Source organism: Priestia megaterium, assembly GCF_046599315.1.
In the GTDB taxonomy this organism is placed as follows: domain Bacteria; phylum Bacillota; class Bacilli; order Bacillales; family Bacillaceae_H; genus Priestia; species Priestia megaterium_F.
Genome location: NZ_JBKIKC010000030.1, coordinates 22,844 through 43,964 on the forward strand (window position 1 = coordinate 22,844; position 21,121 = coordinate 43,964).

General features: G+C 36.0%; 20 protein-coding genes and 1 pseudogene. 18 read left to right on the top strand and 3 right to left on the bottom strand.

Annotated elements, in window-relative coordinates:
- Positions 1-182 precede the first annotated feature (182 nt).
- The 9 genes from ACLHDF_RS32505 to ACLHDF_RS32545 all read left to right on the top strand — a co-directional run bounded on the left by ACLHDF_RS32505 (position 183) and on the right by ACLHDF_RS32545 (position 10,317).
- Entirely contained in the window at positions 183-644 is a 462-nt protein-coding gene (locus ACLHDF_RS32505; RefSeq protein WP_251394058.1) for a MarR family winged helix-turn-helix transcriptional regulator, read from the top strand.
- The gene (locus ACLHDF_RS32510) at positions 641-3,319 is read left to right on the top strand and encodes an MMPL family transporter (RefSeq protein WP_413922414.1); all 2,679 of its coding nucleotides are present in this window, start codon (positions 641-643) and stop codon (positions 3,317-3,319) included. Before ACLHDF_RS32505 ends, ACLHDF_RS32510 begins: the two co-directional genes overlap by 4 nt.
- A gap of 272 nt (positions 3,320-3,591) precedes the next feature.
- The gene (locus tag ACLHDF_RS32515; protein ID WP_413922415.1) at positions 3,592-3,756 is read left to right on the top strand and encodes a hypothetical protein; all 165 of its coding nucleotides are present in this window, start codon (positions 3,592-3,594) and stop codon (positions 3,754-3,756) included.
- A gap of 298 nt (positions 3,757-4,054) precedes the next feature.
- A complete protein-coding gene (locus tag ACLHDF_RS32520) occupies positions 4,055-5,164 on the top strand; it encodes an ABC transporter ATP-binding protein (protein ID WP_413922416.1) in 1,110 nt (369 codons plus the stop codon).
- Between the two features lie 124 nt (positions 5,165-5,288).
- Positions 5,289-6,275, top strand: coding sequence for an SIS domain-containing protein (locus ACLHDF_RS32525; RefSeq protein ID WP_413922417.1), 987 nt, complete (start codon positions 5,289-5,291; stop codon positions 6,273-6,275).
- 116 nt (positions 6,276-6,391) lie between these two features.
- Positions 6,392-7,678: an ABC transporter substrate-binding protein gene (locus ACLHDF_RS32530; protein WP_413922418.1), complete on the top strand. Its 1,287-nt coding sequence runs from the start codon at positions 6,392-6,394 to the stop codon at positions 7,676-7,678.
- A gap of 15 nt (positions 7,679-7,693) precedes the next feature.
- Positions 7,694-8,575, top strand: a complete 882-nt coding sequence (locus ACLHDF_RS32535; RefSeq protein ID WP_413922419.1) for a carbohydrate ABC transporter permease — start codon at positions 7,694-7,696, stop codon at positions 8,573-8,575.
- Positions 8,575-9,459: a carbohydrate ABC transporter permease gene (locus ACLHDF_RS32540; protein ID WP_413922420.1), complete on the top strand. Its 885-nt coding sequence runs from the start codon at positions 8,575-8,577 to the stop codon at positions 9,457-9,459. Before ACLHDF_RS32535 ends, ACLHDF_RS32540 begins: the two co-directional genes overlap by 1 nt.
- 15 nt (positions 9,460-9,474) lie before the next feature.
- Positions 9,475-10,317, top strand: coding sequence for a PfkB family carbohydrate kinase (locus ACLHDF_RS32545; protein WP_413922421.1), 843 nt, complete (start codon positions 9,475-9,477; stop codon positions 10,315-10,317).
- Positions 10,318-10,372: 55 nt separating this feature from the next.
- On the opposite strand, the gene ACLHDF_RS32550 is transcribed toward ACLHDF_RS32545, so the two are convergent.
- Positions 10,373-11,104, bottom strand: a complete 732-nt coding sequence (locus ACLHDF_RS32550) for a GntR family transcriptional regulator (RefSeq protein ID WP_413922422.1) — start codon at positions 11,102-11,104, stop codon at positions 10,373-10,375.
- Positions 11,105-11,391: 287 nt separating this feature from the next.
- On the opposite strand from ACLHDF_RS32550, the gene ACLHDF_RS32555 reads away from it, so the two are divergent.
- From ACLHDF_RS32555 to ACLHDF_RS32570, 4 genes are all read left to right on the top strand, one after another.
- On the top strand, positions 11,392-12,411 hold the full coding sequence (locus ACLHDF_RS32555; protein WP_413922423.1) for an STAS domain-containing protein: 1,020 nt from the start codon (positions 11,392-11,394) through the stop codon (positions 12,409-12,411).
- 223 nt (positions 12,412-12,634) lie between these two features.
- Positions 12,635-13,063, top strand: a complete 429-nt coding sequence (locus ACLHDF_RS32560) for an SRPBCC family protein (protein ID WP_413922424.1) — start codon at positions 12,635-12,637, stop codon at positions 13,061-13,063.
- Complete coding sequence (locus ACLHDF_RS32565) at positions 13,064-13,399, top strand: ArsR/SmtB family transcription factor (RefSeq protein WP_413922425.1); 336 nt, start codon at positions 13,064-13,066, stop codon at positions 13,397-13,399.
- 199 nt (positions 13,400-13,598) lie between these two features.
- Positions 13,599-14,378: an MBL fold metallo-hydrolase gene (locus ACLHDF_RS32570; protein ID WP_413922426.1), complete on the top strand. Its 780-nt coding sequence runs from the start codon at positions 13,599-13,601 to the stop codon at positions 14,376-14,378.
- Between the two features lie 72 nt (positions 14,379-14,450).
- Here the strand turns inward: ACLHDF_RS32570 and ACLHDF_RS32575 are convergent, their stop codons facing one another.
- Complete coding sequence (locus ACLHDF_RS32575) at positions 14,451-15,254, bottom strand: alpha/beta fold hydrolase (RefSeq protein WP_413922427.1); 804 nt, start codon at positions 15,252-15,254, stop codon at positions 14,451-14,453.
- A 334-nt stretch (positions 15,255-15,588) separates the two neighbouring features.
- Here ACLHDF_RS32575 and ACLHDF_RS32580 point away from each other — a divergent pair, with 334 nt between their 5' ends.
- A complete protein-coding gene (locus tag ACLHDF_RS32580; RefSeq protein ID WP_413922428.1) occupies positions 15,589-16,557 on the top strand; it encodes a rhodanese-related sulfurtransferase in 969 nt (322 codons plus the stop codon).
- Between the two features lie 65 nt (positions 16,558-16,622).
- On the opposite strand, the pseudogene ACLHDF_RS32585 reads toward ACLHDF_RS32580, so the two are convergent.
- Positions 16,623-18,181 (bottom strand): annotated as a pseudogene (locus ACLHDF_RS32585) (IS3 family transposase).
- A gap of 250 nt (positions 18,182-18,431) precedes the next feature.
- On the opposite strand from ACLHDF_RS32585, the gene ACLHDF_RS32590 reads away from it, so the two are divergent.
- From ACLHDF_RS32590 to ACLHDF_RS32605, 4 genes are all read left to right on the top strand, one after another.
- Positions 18,432-19,289 carry an SMP-30/gluconolactonase/LRE family protein gene (locus tag ACLHDF_RS32590; RefSeq protein WP_413922429.1) on the top strand — a complete coding sequence of 286 codons (858 nt, stop codon included), beginning with the start codon at positions 18,432-18,434 and terminating at the stop codon, positions 19,287-19,289.
- Between the two features lie 227 nt (positions 19,290-19,516).
- On the top strand, positions 19,517-19,879 hold the full coding sequence (locus ACLHDF_RS32595; protein WP_268575822.1) for a group I truncated hemoglobin: 363 nt from the start codon (positions 19,517-19,519) through the stop codon (positions 19,877-19,879).
- Positions 19,880-20,185: 306 nt separating this feature from the next.
- Entirely contained in the window at positions 20,186-20,947 is a 762-nt protein-coding gene (locus ACLHDF_RS32600; protein WP_413922430.1) for a 4-hydroxyphenylacetate 3-hydroxylase N-terminal domain-containing protein, read from the top strand.
- Positions 20,948-20,979: 32 nt separating this feature from the next.
- Positions 20,980-21,121: 4-hydroxyphenylacetate 3-hydroxylase C-terminal domain-containing protein (locus ACLHDF_RS32605; protein ID WP_413922431.1), on the top strand; the 142-nt coding region annotated here is incomplete at its 3' end.

Below are 21,121 nucleotides of genomic sequence, written 5' to 3' on the forward strand. Positions count from 1 at the left end.
TTGAGCTTTGACAACCAAAAAAGCCGATGTAAGCGGTATCTTTTAAAATTCCATTTATCTTTATCATATATGAAGACAGTCAGACATAAATTTATTGACAGAATAAAGTTTAGTCCTATAAACTATTTTTAAAGTTAAATAGTTTATACCTGTAAACTAAATGAGTAAAGGAGGGAAAATAATTGACGAAAAGCAAGTTATATCAAGCTGTAGAACTTTTTGAAGAAGTTCTGTTTGTAGGAACAGAAGTGATTCATAGAGAGATAAGCCATAACCTCTTCGAACATGTCTCAAGGCAGCAGTTTGATTTGCTAAATAGCTTAATGATCAAGGGTCCGTCCTCACCTGGCAGTCTCGCTGTCTTACAAGGCGTTCATAAAAGTGCCATTTCAAATCGAATCAAAAAACTATTGGAGAAAGGGCTTGTAGAGTGGGACACTAACGAACTAGAGAGCGATAAACGTTCTAAGCTTATTAAGATTACGGCAGAAGGAGAAAAGGTAATAAATGACGGGAATGCTGCCTGTTTTGGTATCATTGAGAATTTGTTTGATGATGTAGAAGAAGAAAAAATAGATACATTTATTGAAATTCTTACAATGGCAAAAGAAAAGTTAAATACAAAAGGGGAAAGCAAAGAATGAAATTTATCGTGAAATTTAAATGGGTGATTGCTGCCTTTATTTTAGCTTTAACGGTTATATTGATGCTAACGGCACCAAATTTAACAAAACTCGCAAGTGAAAAAGGGCAATCACAGCTTCCGGACGATGCAGTTTCATCTAGGGCCAGCCAAATTTTAAAAGACGCTGGAGGAGACAGTAACACTATCAGCATGGTCATCAAATTAGATAAAGCACTAAATGCAGATAGGGAGAAACAAATACAGCAAATCATTAATAAGACCGAAAAAATTAAAGGGGTAAAAGATGTCACAACTCCTTTAACAGATGATCAAGATGTTCGTAAACAATTAATGTCTAAAGACAAAAAAACTGTTTTAGTTCCGGTTACTGTCAGTGGATCAGATGAAAAAGTTGAAAAAATAGCGAATCAGATTTATGACAGTGTGCCAAAAGACGTCACTGCATACGTAACAGGTGCATCTCTTATTAATCAAGATTTTGCACATAGTTCAGAAGAAGGGTTAAAGAAAACCGAGTTTATTACAATCTTTTTAATTTTAGGTTTGCTTTTACTCGTTTTCCGTTCTGTAGTGACGCCGTTTATTCCTATTTTAATTGTGGGAATCACATACTTAATTAGTCAATCGTTATTAGGTATTTTAGTTAAAAATGTAGATTTTCCAATCTCAACGTTTACGCAAACGTTCTTAGTAGCTATTTTATTTGGGATTGGTACGGATTACTGCATTCTTTTACTTAACCGTTTCCGTGAAGAATTGGCTAACGGGCATGATAAAGTGAAAGCCACAATCATAGCTTATCGTACAGCAGGAAGAACGCTATTCATCAGTGGAATTGCTGTATTTATTGGTTTTGCAGCCATCGGATTTGCCAAGTTTGCCATTTTCCAATCGGCTGTCGGCGTAGCAGTAGGAGTAGGTGTACTGCTAGTCATTTTATTTACCTTGCTTCCACTTTTTATGGTTACGCTTGGAGAAAAATTATTTTGGCCGTCTAAAAAAGTGGCTTCTCATAGCGACAACAAGCTGTGGGGGTTTTTAGGGAAAAAGGCAGTGGCGCGACCGTTTGTATTCTTAGTCATTACAGCAATTATTACGGTGCCTTTTATTGTGACGTATGACTCAAAAGTGTCGTTTGATTCTACTGCTGAAATCAGCAGTGATTATAAATCTATAAAAGGACTAAACGCCATCAGTGACGCACTAGGAGAAGGAAAAGCGCTTCCTGTCAATGTTATCATTAGAGGAGATAAAGAGTTAACAAAGGCAGATGTTATTCCTTATTTAGGAAATATAAGCAAAGCAATTGAAAAAGTTGATCACGTGGACTCCGTCATGACCATCACACAGCCTACCGGAGAAAAGATTAGTGATTTATATGTTAATTCACAGATAGGTTCTGTATCAGCTGGAATCAAAGAGGCTGTTAAAGGAATCGGAAATGTACAAAAAGGATTAAGTGATGTTGAAAAAGGGCTAAATCAAATAGCTGAGCAAACGGGTTCTGCTTCTAAAGAAGAATCTAGCGGGTCGCTTGCACCTGCAGCAGACGGATTAGCTCAAATTAATCAACAGCTGCAGCTCATCAGCTCTCAGCTCTCTACAACAGGAAATGCGCAACAAGCGGTTCCTCAGCTTGCTGCAATCAGTAAACAGCTTACTACCATTCAGAGCGGTCTCCAACAAGCAAATGAGAATCTTTCAGCTCAGCAAGGTCAAGTAGGAACCCTATCAGACAGTCTCAATCAATTAGCAAAAGGTGTTAACAGCGCGAATGATGGGCTAACGAAAATCTCAGATGGCTTAACAAAAGCAACAGATATACTTGATAATATGAGTGACAGTTCAACAGTTAGAGATACGGGTATTTATCTTCCAGCAGAAGTGATGAAAGATAAAGGATTTAAACAATCTATTGATAACTATTCCTTTGCAGATGGAAAAGGAGTTAAGCTAAGTGTAGTGCTTGATCAAAATCCATATTCTGAAGAAGCCATTTCAACAGTAAAAAATATTGAAAAAGCAGTGGCAAACGAAGTCGTTGATACGCCGTTTGAACATACAGAAATTGTGTACGGAGGGGTATCGAGCTCGAATGCGGATTTAAAGGATTTATCTACAACGGATCTTTCACGAACGATGGTCATTATGATGATTGGGCTGTTTATTGTTTTAACCATTTTATTCCGTTCAATGATAATGCCAGTATACATGATTGCTTCACTGCTGCTTACGTATTATACAGCAATGGGGATCTCAGAGCTTGTATTCGTGGATATAATGGGTAATGACGGAATTAGCTGGGCAGTGCCGTTCTTTAGTTTTGTTATTTTAGTTGCCTTGGGAATTGACTACTCTATTTTCTTATTAGACCGTTTTAACGAAGAAGTGAAAAGCGGCGTAGCAGAAGGAATGGTTACGTCCATGAGTAAGATGGGATCGGTTATTATTACTGCTGCTATTATCCTAGCTGGAACGTTTGGGGCTATGATGCCATCAGGTGTATTAACACTTGTACATGTAGCAACAGTTGTTATCATTGGTCTTTTATTTTATGGACTTGTCATTCTTCCACTTCTTATGCCAGCGATTGTCGTGACGCTTGGAGAAGGAAACTGGTGGCCGTTTCTTCGTAAAAAAGAAAAAGAAGTAGAATACAAAGTAAAAGAATAACTTTTATATGCCATATTTCATCAAAGATCAGATGTTTGATAGGAAAATGAATAGTAATACACTTCCTATATAACGTTAAGCATTAGATAGAATAAAAATGAAGGATAGATGAGCGTCATAGGACTGCTCTATCTATCCTTTTTTGTGCTATTGGAAAGCTTGAGCATGATTTAAAAGTAAACTCAGGCAGGCGCTGTGATAAATATGCCGAGTCGAATAAAAGGCTTCCTACTAGGAAAACCTATAATCAAAAACATGCGGAGGTCTTTTTAATGAAATTTGTAAATTTTTTAGCTAATCAGCGAGAAAAACGACGGGAACAAATGCGCGAAGCAGGAACATGTCCAGACTGCTTAGGGAAACGATTTCACCATGTTGGACTTTATTTTGTGCATGTTTATGAATGTCCGAGCTGTCAGGGCAAAGAAGATATGTAATAAAATCTTCAGAAGTAAGGTAAAGGCAGTCTCTATGGAGATTATGATGTGAAACCTTCTTGTTTTGTAGAGAAGGTTTTTATTTTTTGAGAAGTGAACGGTTACTTGTATATTTTGTGTTAGCAAACTTTACATATTCATTTTCTGCATAACTAGATTCGATTAGTATAATCATTAAGTTACTTTAATGTATCAGGTTAACAATTTAAACAAAAAGGAGGAAAGAATCAAGAACAAAGTAACTTGTAACTTGCCGTACTGCATTTCTAGAAAATTGAATATAAGGAGCTGATGCTTGATGACAATGTTACATTTGGACAAAATATATAAAATATATGATAAAAAAAATATCGCCGTAAATGACTTTAATCTTCAGGTTGGAGATAAAGAATTCGTTGTATTTGTCGGACCATCTGGCTGTGGTAAATCAACTACACTGCGAATGATTGCAGGTCTAGAAACAATTTCAGAAGGTGACTTCTACATTGATGGAGAGCATATGAACGAAGTAGCCCCGAAAGATCGTGATATTGCTATGGTCTTCCAAAACTATGCTCTTTACCCTCATATGACTGTTCGAGAAAATATGGCATTTGGTTTAAAGTTAAGAAAAATAAAAAGAGATGAAATTGATAGACGTGTAAATGAAGCAGCTAAAATAGTAGGTCTAGAAACATATTTAGATAGAAAGCCAAAAGCTTTATCTGGAGGACAGCGTCAGCGAGTTGCTTTAGGTCGTGCCATTGTTAGGGAGGCGAAAATTTTCTTAATGGATGAACCATTATCTAATTTAGATGCAAAACTGCGAGTGCAGATGCGTGCTGAGATTATTAAGCTCCATCAAAGGTTGCAAACAACGACAATTTATGTGACGCATGATCAAGTAGAAGCTATGACGATGGCTACTCGTCTAGTAGTAATGAAAGACGGAATTATTCAACAAATTGGAACTCCTCAAGATATTTATAAACACCCTAAGAATATATTTGTAGGCAGTTTTATTGGATCGCCTGCAATGAATTTCTTCAAGGGGTGTCTTCAAGACACTCATTTTATAATAGGAAGCATTAAAATAAAGCTTCCTGATTTTTTAATACACTCTTTACATTCCAAAGGATACAATAAGAAAGAAGTCATAATGGGAGTTCGACCTGAACATATTGTATACAATGAAGCTTCTAGTAAAGAGGAATCAGAAAGGGAGGTCTGCTTTACTACCTTATTAGATGTAATAGAAGTATTGGGTGCTGAAACAATTTTATATGCTAGTTTAGAAAATCAACCGTTTGTAGCTCGAGTACCTCTTTCACATAAATTTGAAGCAGGGGATCAATGTACTTTTTCCTTAGACATAACTCAGGTATATTTCTTTGATAAAGAAACCGAAGAATGCATTTTTGTAAAATAAAGATAAATAAAAAACGTAAAATATTCTGACAAATGTATTGACTAGTTAACTTTTGCAGTTTAATATAACAATATATAACATTACATAATGTTGTATATCATATTTTATTTAAGGAGTGGGGAAAATGAGCAAAACAGTAGTGAATGTAAAAAGTGATGTGCAAGCTGTATTAAACGAATTAAAAAGCAAGCAAATTCGTAATGTGTTTTTCGTCGCATGTGGAGGATCTTCTGCGATCATGTATCCAGCTAAGTATGTATTAGATCGAGAAGCTCAACAGATTACATCCGATTTGTATAGCTCGAACGAATTTATCCACCGTAATCCGCAGCAGCTAGGAAAAGACTCCTTAGTTATTTTATGTTCCATGTCAGGAACAACTCCTGAGACTACAGAAGCAGCTAAGTTCGCTAAAAGCAAAGGCGCTTATGCTGTAGCCCTAACAAATGAACCTACTTCACCTTTAGCGCACAGCGCAGATATTTTTATTAAGTATGAATGGGGCAATGATATCGATGCTTTTGAAACAAACTTAGGCGTTTTATATCAGCTTGTATTTGGCCTCTTATACGTAGCAGAAAAAAATGATAAATTTGCAAAGCTAGTTACCAGCTTAGAAAATTTACAAGCTGTTTATGAAAAAGCTCTTGAATACGAAGTGAGCAGTGCGAGAAAATTTGCTGAATCACATAAATCTGAGCCGGTTATCTACACAATGGCCAGTGGTTCAAACTACGGAGCAGCATATTCATTCAGCATTTGTATCTTGATGGAAATGCAGTGGATTCATTCTCATGCTATTCACGCTGGAGAGTATTTCCATGGTCCATTCGAAATTATTGATGAAAACGTACCGTTTATCATACTAGTCGGACTAGATGAAACAAGACCTTTAGAAGAACGCGCCTTATCATTCTCTAAACGATACGGCAAGAAATTAACTGTCCTAGATGCTAAAGCATATGATTTCGAAGGAATTGATAAAGATGTGCAAGGGTATATTGCTCCTCTTGTACTAAACCGTGTACTGCGTCAGTATGCTGAAGAATTAGCGGAAGCACGCAATCACCCTTTAAGTAAAAGACGCTATATGTGGAAAGTAGAATATTAATAATCTTCTAGTAAAGATAGAAATCTGTATATTTTCCTTACGAGTTATACTATAATGTTTCATAACATTATAGTATAACTTATATATGTAAGCACTTACAATAAGGGGGTTTCTATATGAAAAAGACAAATTTAATCTTAGCCTCACTTTTAAGTTGTTCTTTAATGCTTGGAGGGTGTGCTGGAAAACAAACGTCTTCAAACTCAGACACAGGAAAGACAACATTAACATTCTTTCACAGATGGCCAAAAGAACCTGAAAAAAGCTACTTTGAAGAAGTTGTAAAAGAATTTGAAAAACAGCACCCTGATATTGATATTAAAACAGAAGCAGTCTTAAACGATTCGTATAAAGACAAAATTAAAGTAATGACAGGTACTAATACCCCTCCAGATGTGTTCTTTTCTTGGAGCGATGAATTTGCTAGACAATTTGTCAGAGGAAATAAAGCTTTAGACTTAACCTCTTATTACAAAAAAGATTCAGCGTGGTCTTCCCAGCTTGTTCAATCTCAAATTAAACCCTATACCGTTAATAATAAAATTTACGGTGTTCCTGTTACAATGGATGGAAAAATGTTTTTTTACAACAAAGATATCTTCGATAAATTAGGGTTAAAAGCACCCACAAATTGGAGCGAGCTACTAAACGTTTTAAGCGTATTAAAAAAGAAGCATTATACAGCTTTAGAATTTGGAAGTCAGGATACGTGGACCATTTCTCACTACGTAGGAACCTTAAATCAGCGCATAGTAAAGCCTGAAGTCCTTTCAAAAGACTATAATTCAAAAACTGGGACGTTCACGGATAAAGGCTATGTAAAAGCGCTAGAAAAATTAGAAGAATTAGTTCCTTACTTTAATAAAAATACAAATTCAATTGATCACGAATATGCAAGACAACAATTCTCAAATGGAAAAGCAGCTATGCTTTATGCTGAAACCGCTGAAATTAAGCTTTTTGGTCCAACTAAATTTAAGATTGGCATGTTTAATTTTCCTAAAGTGGACGATGGAAAAGGAAATGCTACTAATTTAACTGGATCCCCTGAAGGATTTATGATTTCTTCTAAAACAAAGCATCCAAAAGAAGCAATGGAATTTCTTGAATTTTTAACGTCAAAACAAATGGGTGAAAAGCTGGTTAAAGAGGTAGGGAAATACAGTGCAGTGAATGATACAGCTAACAATAGTAATTCAACACCGGAACAATTAGAAGCAGTAGATAATATTTTAAAAGCCAAAGAGATGGCTCCATGGTTTGATATGGCCATCGATGCTCGAATTGCAGATACTTATTTGACAGGCGCTCAGCTTATGCTAAATGGTGATAAAACACCTAAAGAAGTAATGAAAGATGTACAAAAAGCTGCAGCGAGCGTTCGTGCTGAATCTAAAAAGTAAGGAAGTGAAAAAGCGATGTTAAAAAGCAATAAGCTAACCCCTTATTTATATCTCCTTCCTGCATTTGCTTTTTTGCTACTTGTGTACATCCCTATTTTTCAGAATATTTGGGATAGTCTTTATGAGTGGAGCACTTTTTCACCAGACAAGGTTTTTGTAGGAATAGATAATTATGTGCACTTATTTAAAGACCCTGTCTTTTATCAGGCACTCAAAAATAACATTCTTTATGCGGTCATTTCAATTATTTTTCAAGTGGGTGGCGGTCTGATTGTGGCTGCCGTTTTAGAAGATAAACTTATTCGGAAATTTTCTCCTTTTTTCCGAACAGTTTACTTTTTACCTGTGGTCGTTTCGATGACCGTTATCGCCTTACTGTTTACTTTTTTTTACAACCCTGAAGTAGGGCTTTTAAATCAGGTTCTTAAAATGATTGGATTAAACTCATTAGCAAAACCTTGGCTAGGCGATAGTGATACGGCTATTTATGCAGTTATTGCTGTATCTCAGTGGCAATCTATCGGCTATATTGCGATGCTATATATTGTAGCAATTCAGAAAATCTCGCCTGAATTGTACGAAGCAGCTGAAATAGACGGCGCTAATAAATTTAAAATGTTCTTTCATATTACTGTGCCGCAAACAAAAGAAATGACATTTGTGGCTGTTATTTTAACACTCACTGGTGCTTTTACAGTATTTAATGAACCTTATATTTTAACTGGAGGCGGACCAGGAACATCATCTGAAGTGCTAAGTACGTATTTATATAAAACAGCCTTTTCAAAAGATATGATGGGCTACGCTTCTTCAATTGCTACTGTCATTTTAATTATTACGCTGCTGATTTCTCTTGTCCAGATGAAAGCATTTAAAACAGGAAAGGAAGACGCTTGATGCAGATGCCTAAAACAAATGTCACCTTACCTAATGTTGTCAATACAGCCACTAAAGAAAGAAAAAAGAAGAGGTATACAGGTGTAACGATAGTATATGTCGGGTTAATCGCCTATTTCATCGTCATTGCGTATCCCTTACTTTGGATGATTGTAAGTTCTTTTAAAAGCACGGATGAAATCTTTACTCACAGCTGGTCTATGCCGCACGCTTGGCTAATTGAAAATTACGTGACAGCGTGGAAAAGCGGAATATCTTCTTACTTTTTAAACAGTGTGATCGTCACGGGCGTCTCTTGTTTTTTGACGGTTCTGGTCAGTGCGTTAGGAGCTTATGGACTATCACGTTTTGAGTTTCAAGGAAAAGCTTTTGTCCTTATTATATGTCTGGGAGGGCTTATGCTTTCTCCTCAAGTAAGTTTAATTCCCTTGTATAGCATTATTCAAAAACTTGGCATCTATAATACACACTTGGCACTGATTCTGCCTTATGTTGCTTATCGAATTCCTTTAACCATTTTGTTAATTCGAGCTTATTTTCTTTCGGTTCCAAAAGAATTAGAGGAAGCAGCTCGGTTAGACGGGTGTACAAGCTTAGGAATTTTATTTCGGATTTTTATTCCGATGAGCACACCGATTTTATTAACAACGACAATTTTGACAGCTTACTATACATGGAATGAATTTATGTTTGCCATTATTTTTATTGACGACGACAGTTTGCGCACAATCCCAGCAGGATTAATGCAATTCAGAGACGCTTTGCAGACAGATTGGGGAGTATTACTAGCTGGACTGACCATCTCAGCAGCACCAATTGTTATATTGTTTTTATTTATGCAAAAATATTTTATCCGTGGCATTGCTAACGGAAGTGTTAAATAATAGGAGGACACGTAGATGAAACTAATTGGAGTAGGGGATAATGTAGTAGATTACTATAAAGATCAAGGAAAGATCTATCCAGGCGGTAACGCATTAAATGTAGCCGTATTTTGTAATAGATTGAACCATAGTCAGTCTTCCTATATGGGGATTGTAGGGACTGACGAATCGGCAGACCATGTAGTAAATACTCTACAGCAAGAAAAGATGGATATTAGCAGAATAAGAAGAGCCGTAGGAGAAAATGGAATGGCGGTTGTCACCCTTGATGAACAAGGAGATCGAATTTTTGTAGGGTCGAATAAAGGTGGAATCCAATCTAGATTAAAATTAATGCTGAATGAACTTGATTTCACCTTTATTCGTCAGCACGATCTCCTTCATACAAGCGTTTTTAGTCATTTAGAAGCCGAACTTCCATTGCTATGTAAAATCATTGATGTTTCATTTGATTTTTCTACGAGATATGACGAGGAATATTTACAACAAGTATGCCCTCATATCAGCTATGCATTTTTCTCAGGAAGCAGCTTGCTAGAAGAAGAGTGTATGGATTTAATAAAGCGAGTCCATTTGTTAGGAACCAGTGTCGTATGTGTTACGAGAGGAGAAGAGGGAGCATTATTATCACTGGAAAATCAATTATTTAAACAACCCATAATTTCTACAAACGTCGTGGATACGTTGGGTGCTGGAGATTCTTTCATTGCTGGTTTTCTTTCTTCTTATTTACCAGAAAAAGATATAGCCAAAGCTCTTCATAACGGGGCATTAGTGGCATCACAAACTTGTCAAAATTACGGAGCATTCGGATACGGAAAAGAATACCACACAGACTGTACAATGGTTTTAAAATGAATAAAATAATAAAAATAGCGCCCTTTCTTTTTTAGAGCAAAGGCGCTATTTTTATTTAAGAAGTAGAACTGTCCATAGTGAACGTAACGCGACTGGCAGGGTAGTGTAGAAAAGATGAATGAATCGGTCTTTTTTGTGAATCATATGCTACTTTCTCTACTTTAAACAAGGGCTCTCCGACTTCACATTCTAAATGTTTTGCTTCATCCACATTTGCAAATACCATGTTCAATAATTTCTTATTATGAACCGGAGTAATATTGTACTTATTTTTTATAGTATCGTACATTGAAACCGAATTATGGACGTGCTGATCTAAGTGTGGTAACAAATCTAAGGAGTAGTGAGAAATTTCTAAGGTAAGAGGCTGGTCGTCATAATACAAGATACGCTGCAGTTCAAGGACTTCGCTTTCTGGAGGAATTGATAACATTTTTGCCACATGAGCTTTTGCAGGTTTTATACCAAAAGATAAAATTTTAGTCTGAGGCACTTTTCCCAATTCCGACATATACTCTGTGTGACCGTTAACGGCAAATAGCTCTCTTTTTGCTTTTGGATATTGAACAAAGGTTCCTTTTCCTTGTTGACGTGTCAGAAGCCCTTCTTCCACCAAATCCAATACCGCTTTTCTTACCGTAATTCTACTAACTCCGTATATATCACATAAATCCGTTTCAATTGGAAGTTTTTCACCCGGAGTATAAACGCCTTTATTAATATCTTCCGTAATGGCCTGTTTTAACTGCATATATAAAGGTGTAGAGCTATGAGTATTTAACTTCATCTTTTCCCCTCTTTCTTCAATGTTTTTTTAAATATAATTATATTATAACGTAATGTGATGTTATATTACAAATTGCTTTTATTCCTTTTTATTATACATGTTTAAAAGGAATAAAAGATTGGCGAATTCAAGATTCCACAGGCATTAAGTTTGATTTTTTATTAATTGAAAATATGGGCAATAATTAGACAAGCCATAGAAAATATGCAACAATTTTTATTACTAGCTTCTTCAACATAAGATAGAATATAAAGAAGATAAGAACTTTATAAAAAGGAGATTCCATCATGGATGAGAAAAAGAATATTGATATAGGTGGTCTTAGCTTTGCTTGGGATTTAGAAAAAGGAAAATTTAGCTTTGAAGGAGAGGATGCGATCCTTTTTTGGATTTCTTCTGCGATGAAAACGTTGTTTGACACAATTGAAGAAATATCTGGAGAAGATGCGGCTTCTGTAGTATTAGAAACTACTGGGTTTCGCCAAGGGTTAGTAGTAGGCGAGTACTTTCAAAATATGAAAGGTGTAACGGTTTTTGAGGCGGCTGAATTAATTAAAAATACATATGCTTCAGCTGGATGGGGAAAAACCACTATCAAACATTTGAATCCTGAAAGGAAAACCCTATCTGCTGAATTAAAAGACAGTTGGGAACATAAAATTAACGTTGCGCAAAAGAAAACAAAAGGAGGGAATTTTCTCCCCGCCCATTATGCGGGAATTTTCACAGGCCTTTTTGGAACGAATATTTGGTACAAAGTGATTCAACACCAAATAGAAGGACATGAATGCACCACAGTAGAATATTTCCCTTCAGACATTGATATCACTCAAAATATTCACCAATTAGCGAGGAGGAAAGAAGCACAGCAAATAGAACATTTACAAAACATTGTGGCAGAAAAAACAGCAGAATTAAAAGATCTTATTAAAAAGCTTTCTTCTCCCATCATTCCGGTTTTGGAAGGCATAGTGGTCGTTCCTTTGATTGGTAAATACGATGAGGATAGAACGGAAGATTTGATTGTTAATACATTAAATAACCTCCCAAAACATCAAGCTAATTATCTTGTGCTGGATTTAACCGGATTGGATAAAGAACTTACTGAATATACGGCAAGTCTTATTGAAAAATTAGGTGCATCAGCGTCTTTAATTGGTACGAAAACAATTTTAGTGGGAATTTCTGCTGATTTAGGCTTAGTTATATCAAAGACCCATATTGATTTATCAAAATATGATTGTTTTCAAACACTGCAGCATGGCATTCATTATGCATTGGCACAAAGCGGGCGAAGCATCCTTTAAAAGATATATTTAAAATATAACAAAATGCGCTTTTGGAATAAGGACTATAGATTTTATACTTTACGATCTTCATTTAAAGTCATAACAAATGTCTTTATCAAAAAACAGGGATATATTGAACAATTTCATCCCTAAAACAAATTGACATAACACCAAAAGGTGTTATATAATTTTTTATGAAACCTTTTGGTGTTATTTTTAAAAAAGGAGAATGAAGATAACGATGGATGATAAAAGTGTATTAGAAGATGTAAAACAGACGCTAGTGTTTAATGCGCCGATTCAAAAAGTTTGGGATAAAGTAGCAACGGCAGAAGGGCTTCAACAATGGTTCATGCCTAATGATTTTAAGCCTCAGGTAGGACATGAATTTCATTTACAATCCCCTTTTGGACCCTCTCCGTGTAAAGTGTTAGAAGTAGATGCACCAAACTACCTTTCTTTCTCTTGGGATACGGATGGATGGGTCATTTCGTTTATCTTAAAAGAAATGGGCAATCAAACTGAATTTACGCTTATTCACGGCGGGTGGAAAGAAGCGGGAGCAGTTCTTGAAAAAGCAAACGAAAAGAGTTCAGTGGTACGAGATAAAATGAGCTACGGATGGATTAGTCTCGTGAATGAAAAACTTCGAAAGGCTGTCGAAAGCTAAATGACTTCATCAGCTGCTAAGCATGATATCTTTCAAGCGATTGCTGATCCTACTCGAAGAAAAGTACTTGAGCTGCTTTCTGAAAAAGAATTGCCTATTTCGGAAATAACGTCTCATTTTTCAATAAGTCGTACCGCTATTGTCAAGCATCTTCATATACTTTCAGAAGCAGACTTAGTTCATGGACAAAAAAAAGGAAGAGAAAAAGTTTATTATTTGCAGCCAGAGCCTCTAAAAGAAGTAAAAGATTGGCTTTCTTACTACGAACAATTTTGGACAAATAAATTATCTATTCTTAAACATATAGTTGAAAAAGACGAAGAAAGAAAGCAATAGAAAAAGCACAAAAGAGTGATTTTATAGTGAGTACCGCAAAGCCAGTCGTTAAAAAGACTGGCTGTTTTACATAAAAGCACAGTTTAGGTTAAAAAGAAAAATAAAAAATAGTTAATAAAATAGAAAGATGCAGAGAAACATAGGGAATATCTTCAATTAAATAGATAGAGCTATAGAAGTAAAAGGAGGAAGCAGAGTAATGAACAAGCTTTTATTTTACGGGACGAGCGATGCCCAAGGGGTCCCTCGATTATTATGTAACTGTAAAGTATGCACGGAAAAAGATCCATTAAATCAGCGCACAAGACCTAGTGCACAATTTACAATGGACGGTAACATGTTTTTGATTGATGTATCACCTGATTTTAAGCATCAATTTCATTTATACAATAATAAAAAAATCCCTCCTACTGTCTTTATTACTCATCCTCACAATGATCATGTTGCTGGTTTAGGGGATTTAGCTGACTTATGCTACTGGAATAATATAAATACAGAAGTTGTAGGAGCGCCTGAAGTCATCAATGAGTTAACCGAAAGATTTCCTTATCTTGCAAAAAGAAAAGGGCTTACTTTTAAAGGAACATTAAAATGGATTAGCGGCGAAACCGCCATTACCTTTCATAAAGTAAATCACGGATTTAATGGTTATTCCTATGGCATTGTGGTTCATCAAAAAAAAGGCGAACGCTGGGCGTATGTATCGGATTCTTTTAATGTAACAAAAGAACAGTGGCAGCCTTTTTATCATTTGGATTTACTGATATTTGGTACATCTTTCTGGAAGGAATATCTTCAACAAGAAAAAAGATCTGTATATGATGTTACAGAGGCACTGGAGATCAAAGCGAAGCTACAGGCAAAAAATATGGTATTTACTCATTTATCACATGATATTGATATCCCACAGCACGCTAACATGCTTTTAGATGAAAAAGTAAGCTTTGCCTATGACGGACGCGAGATTTTATTACCTTAAGTATAGTGATACACAGATGGTTTCATTCAAAGAAGCAGCGGAGGCAAGACGCTGCTTCTTTAAGTTTTTAAATTAGATATGCTCGATAAAGTCGCTTACAACTTTGTTAAATCGGTCGCTTTCTTCTAGAAAAGGGCAGTGGCAGCTGTTTTCAAAAACTTCAAGTACTGAACCTGAAACCATCTTTTGAATATGTCTTCCGGCTGCTACAGGAATGAGCTTTTCTTCTTTTCCAAAGCACAGTAAAGTAGGAATTGTAATAGAAGGGAGAAAATCACGATAGTCCACAATGGATTGATCAAACAAAATAGCACTGGCTATCGATTCGGGCATTTTCGTCACTTCTTTCATGATCCAATGTTTATCTTCTTCAGTTAATTCACTTTTAAACATAAGCGGAATAAAATTTTCTAATGTACTTGTTCGATCAAGTTGAATACCTTGCATGAGCGAAATAAGCGCAGGTAAATCAAATGCACCAATTGGAAAGTCTGGCCATCTAAAGTCTGAAGCCATTTCATCTACGATGACATTACCTTTTACATTTTTTTCACCAAATTGTTTCAAATATTCCCACACAACAAAAGCACCCATCGACCAGCCTACTAATATGACGTCTCTTAATCGATGAGTGCTTATAAACTCATGCACATCACGAGCATAAGTAGAAATTGTGTGACCGTATGGAGTATGACTTGAATTTCCATGTCCTCTTACATCCAAAAGAATAGTGTGATATTGCTTCGAAAAAAAAGAAAGCTGGTTGTGAAAAAACCGACTGCTCATCCAAACTCCGTGAATGAAAATAATAGGTGATCCTTCTCCTTGTTGTTCATAGTATAAAGTTGCACCGTCTTTTACTGTATAAAAAGGCATCATTTCCGCCCCCAATCTAAAAGATTCATATCCCATCATGTATGCGTGAGAAAGCTCGTGTAGAACGTATCTCTACAATAAAATTTTTATTGAAGAACAAATCCTAGAAGTGAACGCTTTGATATGTTATACTATTACAGGCTTAAATACTGTATGTTTTTGAAACAATCATTCACTATACTACTTTTTAGATAGAAGCATCCTGGTAAAAAGGATGTTGTTTTTGTCGTAATGTCCCTTTAAGTAATGAATTGTTACCATCAATTCGGTTCACCATAACCGACCTACATGCATTATATCTTGCAAATATAAACAGATAGGTGGAAGAAGCAACATGACTGAAAGAAAACCATATCAAGTACTACTATATTATTTGTACACTCCAATTGAAAATCCTGAAGAGTTTACAACTCAGCATTTGGCATTTTGTAAAGAGCTTGAATTAAAAGGACGCATTTTAATTGCGACTGAAGGAATCAATGGAACAGTATCAGGAACAGTCGAACACACAAATAAATACATGGAAACGATGAAAAATGATCCTCGTTTTGATGGTATTGTATTTAAAATAGACGAAGCAGATGAACATGCGTTTAAAAAAATGCATGTGCGTCACCGCAAAGAATTAGTAACTCTTCGATTAGAAGAAGATGTGAATCCTCTTCGCGTAACGGGTAACTACTTAAGCCCAAAAGAATTTTATCAAGCAATGCAAGATGAGAATACGGTCGTGATTGATGCACGAAACGATTATGAATACGATTTAGGTCATTTCCGAGGAGCTGTTCGTCCGGATATTCAAAACTTCCGTGAGCTTCCTGAATGGATTCGCAACAACAAAGATCAGTTTGAAGATAAAAAAATCTTAACGTACTGCACAGGAGGTATTCGCTGTGAAAAATTCTCTGGATGGCTTCTTGAAGAAGGTTTCGAAGATGTAAGCCAGCTTCACGGAGGTATTGTAACATACGGAAAAGACCCGGAAGTACAGGGTGAACTATGGGACGGTCAGTGCTATGTATTTGATGAGCGCATCAGCGTGCCAGTTAACCAAAAAGAGCATGTGATTGTCGGAAAAGACCACTTTACCGGCGAGCCTTGTGAACGCTATGTTAACTGCGCAAACCCAGAATGCAATAAGAAAATCTTAGCTTCTGAAGAAAATGAACACAAATATTTACGCGCTTGTTCACATGAATGCCGAGTAAGCCCTCGTAACCGCTATGTAAAAGAACATGGTTTAACAGAAGAAGAATTTGCAGCACGTGTTAAAGAGCTAGAAAAAGAACACGTAACTTTATAATAAAAAAGCAGCACGCTATATGAACTGCCCCCTGTCAAATAGACAGTGGAAATAAATAAAAATTTCTAAACGGCTTCAGCTCTGTATTCTAAGGGGCTAAGGCCGTTTAATCGTTTTTGTAATCGCTCATTGTTATAAAAATATATGTATTCCTTAATTTCTTTCTCAAGTTCTTCATAGGTTTTATACTTCTTTAAATAGTATTTTTCACACTTCAATGTCCCCCAAAAAGATTCCATTGGCCCGTTATCAATACACCTGCCCACTCTAGACATACTCTGTACTACTTTTGCTTCTTCTAACTTCTTTTTAAAGTAAGGAGAAGTATATTGATATCCTCTATCACTATGCAATAGGGGAGTAGCTCCTGGCTCTCTCTTCAACGCTTGTTCAAACGTTTTAAAAACTAAAGGGTTATTGTTGGAAGTACCTAAGACGTAGCTCACAATAGAGCCATCATATAAGTCTAATATCGCACTTAAATAAGCCTTCTCAGATCTTCCATAGCTAAGTTCTGTTACATCTGTTAACCACTTTTCGTTTGGTTTCTTGGCATGGAATTCCCGATTCAGTACATTCTCTGTAATATGCTTAGGTGAACTTGGTTTATATCTTGTTCGTTTACGTCGAATGACAGACTGAATACCAAATAATTTCATTAATCAGTAAACACGTTTGTGATTAATTGGTTGCTTAAATCTTCGATTTATTTTCAATGTCATCCGCCGATATCCATAAATTCCTCCTAGTTCCTCATGTAGCTGTTTCACTTCTTCCACTATTTCTTCATTCAACTTCTCGTTGGTAGATGGAGTGCGTTTCAGCCACTTGTAATAGGCGGAACGTGACACTTTCGCTATTTGGCATAATAGTAAAATAGGATATTTTTCGTTCTGGTGAAGTTCTTGGATGGACATATAGACGTCTATTGAATGGACTTTTCTTAAAATCTCCTCCTTTCGATTTCTTCTAACTTTTTTAAAAAGGCATTTTCAGCGCGTAAGCGCTCGTTTTCCATTTCCAATTGTTTTATTTCTTTTTGATGTTTTTCTTCTGATGTAAGTTCCGATTCTCTTCTTTTTTTTCCACGTTTATCGAAGAGCCCACCTTTGCCACCTATCTCGAATTTTTTCACCCACTGATATACCTGTTGATACGAAACATTAAAATCTTCTGCAGTCTGTAGATAATTCTTTCCATTCTCTAAACAATGTTTCGCTATTACCACTCTTTCTTCTAGAGTAGTGGACCGTCCTTTTGCCATAGATTTTCTCATACCTTTCCCCACGTTTTTAAATGCTCTATGGCCATTATAATTCTTGGTCCACTTCATTAATACTGAACGGTGAGATATTTCATATTTACGGATTATTTCTGATTGAGAATACTTCCCTGAAAGATAATCAAGGGTAGCCGCCGTTTTTATCTCTATAGAGTATCTTTTCCATTCACTTGAAGTCTGAAGTCCTTCTAATCCATATGTTCGATAGAGATAAATCCATCTATTAATTGTCGCTCTATACAAATCATATTTACTACAAAATTCTCGTGAGGAGACACTTCGCTTTTCATATGCCACGATTATCTCGTATTTTTCTTGTGCAGAATAAGTTTTTCTTCTCATAAAAAAGCCCCCAATTAAGCAAACAGATTTTTTATTTACTCTGTCTACTTAATTGGGAGCATATCAATACACAGCGTGCTGCTTTTTTTATGAAATGATCCTCTGAGAACCTAGTGTTTAGAAATGGTCATACAACGGGTATTCATAAAAAGGAAATATATTCCTTGTTTTTTAGTTGCTTAAAGAAATCCTTTTTTAGAAAGCAATGATAAAAAATGGCTGTACATAAAAACGAAAAAGGAGTTTGAAAATGGAAGCGAAAATTGAAAAAAAATACGATGGACGTTTACTTGAAGGACCCCTATGGGATGAAGAAAATCAAAAGTTAGTGCTAGTAGACATCTTAGATAAAAAGCTTCTTACGTACGATCCAAAAACGACAACATTAGAAGATATTGCTCTTCCTTCAGTCGTTACAAGCGTTTCTAAAACTAATCATTCGAAACTGATTGTCTCCACCCATAATCAGCTGCTTTTAGTTGATGAAAACGAGAAAGATCACGAAGAATATATCCATTTAGATACTCTTGAAAAAACTATGCGTTTTAATGACGGAAAATGTGATCCGTATAATCGCTTTTGGGTTGGCACGATGAGTGAAGAAGGTGAAGAAGGAAAAGCCCAGCTGTACGTAGTAGATGAAAAAGGTGTAATTACAAGCGCCAAAGAAGGATTAAGCGTGTCGAATGGGCTAGCTTGGAATCGAACAGGAGATAAATTCTTTCTCATTGATTCACCGAAAAATAAAATTATGTCTTACTCATTTTCTAAAGAAACAACAAGGCTCGAAGATGAAGAAGTGGTGATTGACCTTTCAGATGTGGACGGTTTTCCCGATGGAATGACAATTGATGAGCACGACCGATTATGGGTAGCTCTTTGGGGAGGTTCGAAAGTTATTTGCGTAGATCCAAATAAAGGAGAAATTATAGAGTCTGTTCACCTCCCTGTTTCCAATGTAACTAGCTGTACATTTGGAGGAGACGATTTACAAACACTATTTATCACAACAGCCAAGGAAGAAGAAAAATACGAAGAAGCTGCCGGCTCTCTTTTTTCATGCCGAGTAGGAGTAAAAGGCGTACCAGCTTGTACTTACGTGTATTAGATGAGCGCTTATCAAAGTGTAGTTATGCCTAAAGCCCAGGAATGATAGATATTAAATCCAACCTCTACAATTCCTTTATATTGCATTCACTCCCTTTACATCTTATTCTTTATGAGGAAGAGGAATAAAATATAATAATAACACGAATTTCCGTAAAGAAGCTTTTTAAAGAATATGGACACTTCTATTGGGTAATAATGGGTAAAAGTACAAAAGGAGGAATTGTTTTGGAACAAACATTGTATGAAAAAGTGGGCGGACAAGAAGCTATTGAAAAAGTAGTAGACTATTTTTATTCTGAGCTCGTGTTAAAAGATGAAACGGTCAGTCACTTTTTCGAGCACACGGATATGGATAAACAGCGTCGACATCAAGCCAAGTTTATAAGTTTTGCCTTAGGTGGACCGAATCAATATTCAGGAAAGTCAATGGCCAAAGCACATGCAAATATGAATATTCAACCCGAACATTTTAATGCGATTGCTAAGCATCTTCACGATGCACTTGCTCACTTTAATGTTGAAGAGCGTGATATTGACCAAGCATTAAGTAAAGTTGAATCCTTGAGAAATGATATTCAATATAAATAAGCCATAAAAAAAAGACGGTTATAGTAACCGTCTCTTTTTTTATGCTGAAAGCTGTGATGTAGGAAGGAAACATGGAAAAGACATTGTAATATGATGAAAATACAATAGATAAAAATATTTATCGAAAGTCTAGGAGCGGGAGTATGTCAGCAATACGTAGAGAGAATCAATCATTTAAAAGCAAATGTATGGGTTGATGGCAAGCGCATAACCGGAAATATATCAGAACATCCGGCTTTTAAATGAGTTATTAACAGCCAAGCTAAGCTTTATAATCTTCAACGTAATGAAAAAATCAAAGACATCATGACATACCGGTCTCCGGCTTCTAAGGAACTTGTCGGTACATCCTATTTACAGCCTAAAACAAAAGAAGAGTTAAAAAAGAGACGAGAGATGACTCAGAAATGGGCACAATTAACTCACGGTATGATGGGAAGAAGTCCAGATTATATGAATACCGTATTGATGGCTTTTGCATCTTCTGCAGAACTCCTAAGAGGAGAAGAAAATTGTTTTCCTGAAAACATCGTTTCTTATTATGAATATGTTAGAGAGCATGACTTATCGCTCGCTCATACATTCATTGATCCTCAAGTCAATCGAACCCAATTTTATTACGAACAAAACAAAGAACCGATAGCAGCAAAAATAGTTGATAGAAACAATAAGGGAATCATTATCCAAGGCGCGAAACTGCTTGCTACACAGGGAGGAATGACGGATGAGCTACTCGTACTGTCTTCAGCGGGCATTCAAGGAAAAGAAAAAGAATTTGCTTTTTCTTTTCCAAGTAATACAAAAGGAATTAAATTTATTTGTAGAGAATCATTTGCAGGAAAAGATTCAACTTTTGATTATCCATTAAGTTCTAGGTTTGAAGAAATGGATACTATTGTTGTCTTTGGTCGTGTATTAGTACCGTGGAACCGCGTGTTTTTTTATAAAAATGTAGACATGTCAAATACATTTCTTTCTTCTAGTTCCTTCTCAGCTTTTGCTCTACATCAAGTAACTTCAAGGCGCATTATCAAAACTGAGTTTGTACTAGGAATTGTACAATCCTGATTGAAATCATTAACATTCCGGACTATCCGCATGTGCGAGAAAAAGCAACTGAGCTTATTATTGCGTTAGAAACGATGAAAGCTCTCATGATGAAAGCCGAAGAAGAAGCGGAAATTGATCGATGGGGGTACATGCGTCCGGATGAAACTACACTTCGTATTGCTGCAAATTTAT

Coding starts and splice junctions, on each gene's coding strand:
- ACLHDF_RS32510 (WP_413922414.1), top strand. CDS start 641: ATGAAATTTATCGTGAAATTTAAATGGGTGATTGCTGCCTTTATTTTA.
- ACLHDF_RS32515 (WP_413922415.1), top strand. CDS start 3,592: ATGAAATTTGTAAATTTTTTAGCTAATCAGCGAGAAAAACGACGGGAA.
- ACLHDF_RS32520 (WP_413922416.1), top strand. CDS start 4,055: ATGACAATGTTACATTTGGACAAAATATATAAAATATATGATAAAAAA.
- ACLHDF_RS32525 (WP_413922417.1), top strand. CDS start 5,289: ATGAGCAAAACAGTAGTGAATGTAAAAAGTGATGTGCAAGCTGTATTA.
- ACLHDF_RS32530 (WP_413922418.1), top strand. CDS start 6,392: ATGAAAAAGACAAATTTAATCTTAGCCTCACTTTTAAGTTGTTCTTTA.
- ACLHDF_RS32535 (WP_413922419.1), top strand. CDS start 7,694: ATGTTAAAAAGCAATAAGCTAACCCCTTATTTATATCTCCTTCCTGCA.
- ACLHDF_RS32540 (WP_413922420.1), top strand. CDS start 8,575: ATGCAGATGCCTAAAACAAATGTCACCTTACCTAATGTTGTCAATACA.
- ACLHDF_RS32545 (WP_413922421.1), top strand. CDS start 9,475: ATGAAACTAATTGGAGTAGGGGATAATGTAGTAGATTACTATAAAGAT.
- ACLHDF_RS32550 (WP_413922422.1), bottom strand. CDS start 11,104: ATGAAGTTAAATACTCATAGCTCTACACCTTTATATATGCAGTTAAAA.
- ACLHDF_RS32555 (WP_413922423.1), top strand. CDS start 11,392: ATGGATGAGAAAAAGAATATTGATATAGGTGGTCTTAGCTTTGCTTGG.
- ACLHDF_RS32560 (WP_413922424.1), top strand. CDS start 12,635: ATGGATGATAAAAGTGTATTAGAAGATGTAAAACAGACGCTAGTGTTT.
- ACLHDF_RS32565 (WP_413922425.1), top strand. CDS start 13,064: ATGACTTCATCAGCTGCTAAGCATGATATCTTTCAAGCGATTGCTGAT.
- ACLHDF_RS32570 (WP_413922426.1), top strand. CDS start 13,599: ATGAACAAGCTTTTATTTTACGGGACGAGCGATGCCCAAGGGGTCCCT.
- ACLHDF_RS32575 (WP_413922427.1), bottom strand. CDS start 15,254: ATGCCTTTTTATACAGTAAAAGACGGTGCAACTTTATACTATGAACAA.
- ACLHDF_RS32580 (WP_413922428.1), top strand. CDS start 15,589: ATGACTGAAAGAAAACCATATCAAGTACTACTATATTATTTGTACACT.
- ACLHDF_RS32590 (WP_413922429.1), top strand. CDS start 18,432: ATGGAAGCGAAAATTGAAAAAAAATACGATGGACGTTTACTTGAAGGA.
- ACLHDF_RS32600 (WP_413922430.1), top strand. CDS start 20,186: ATGACATACCGGTCTCCGGCTTCTAAGGAACTTGTCGGTACATCCTAT.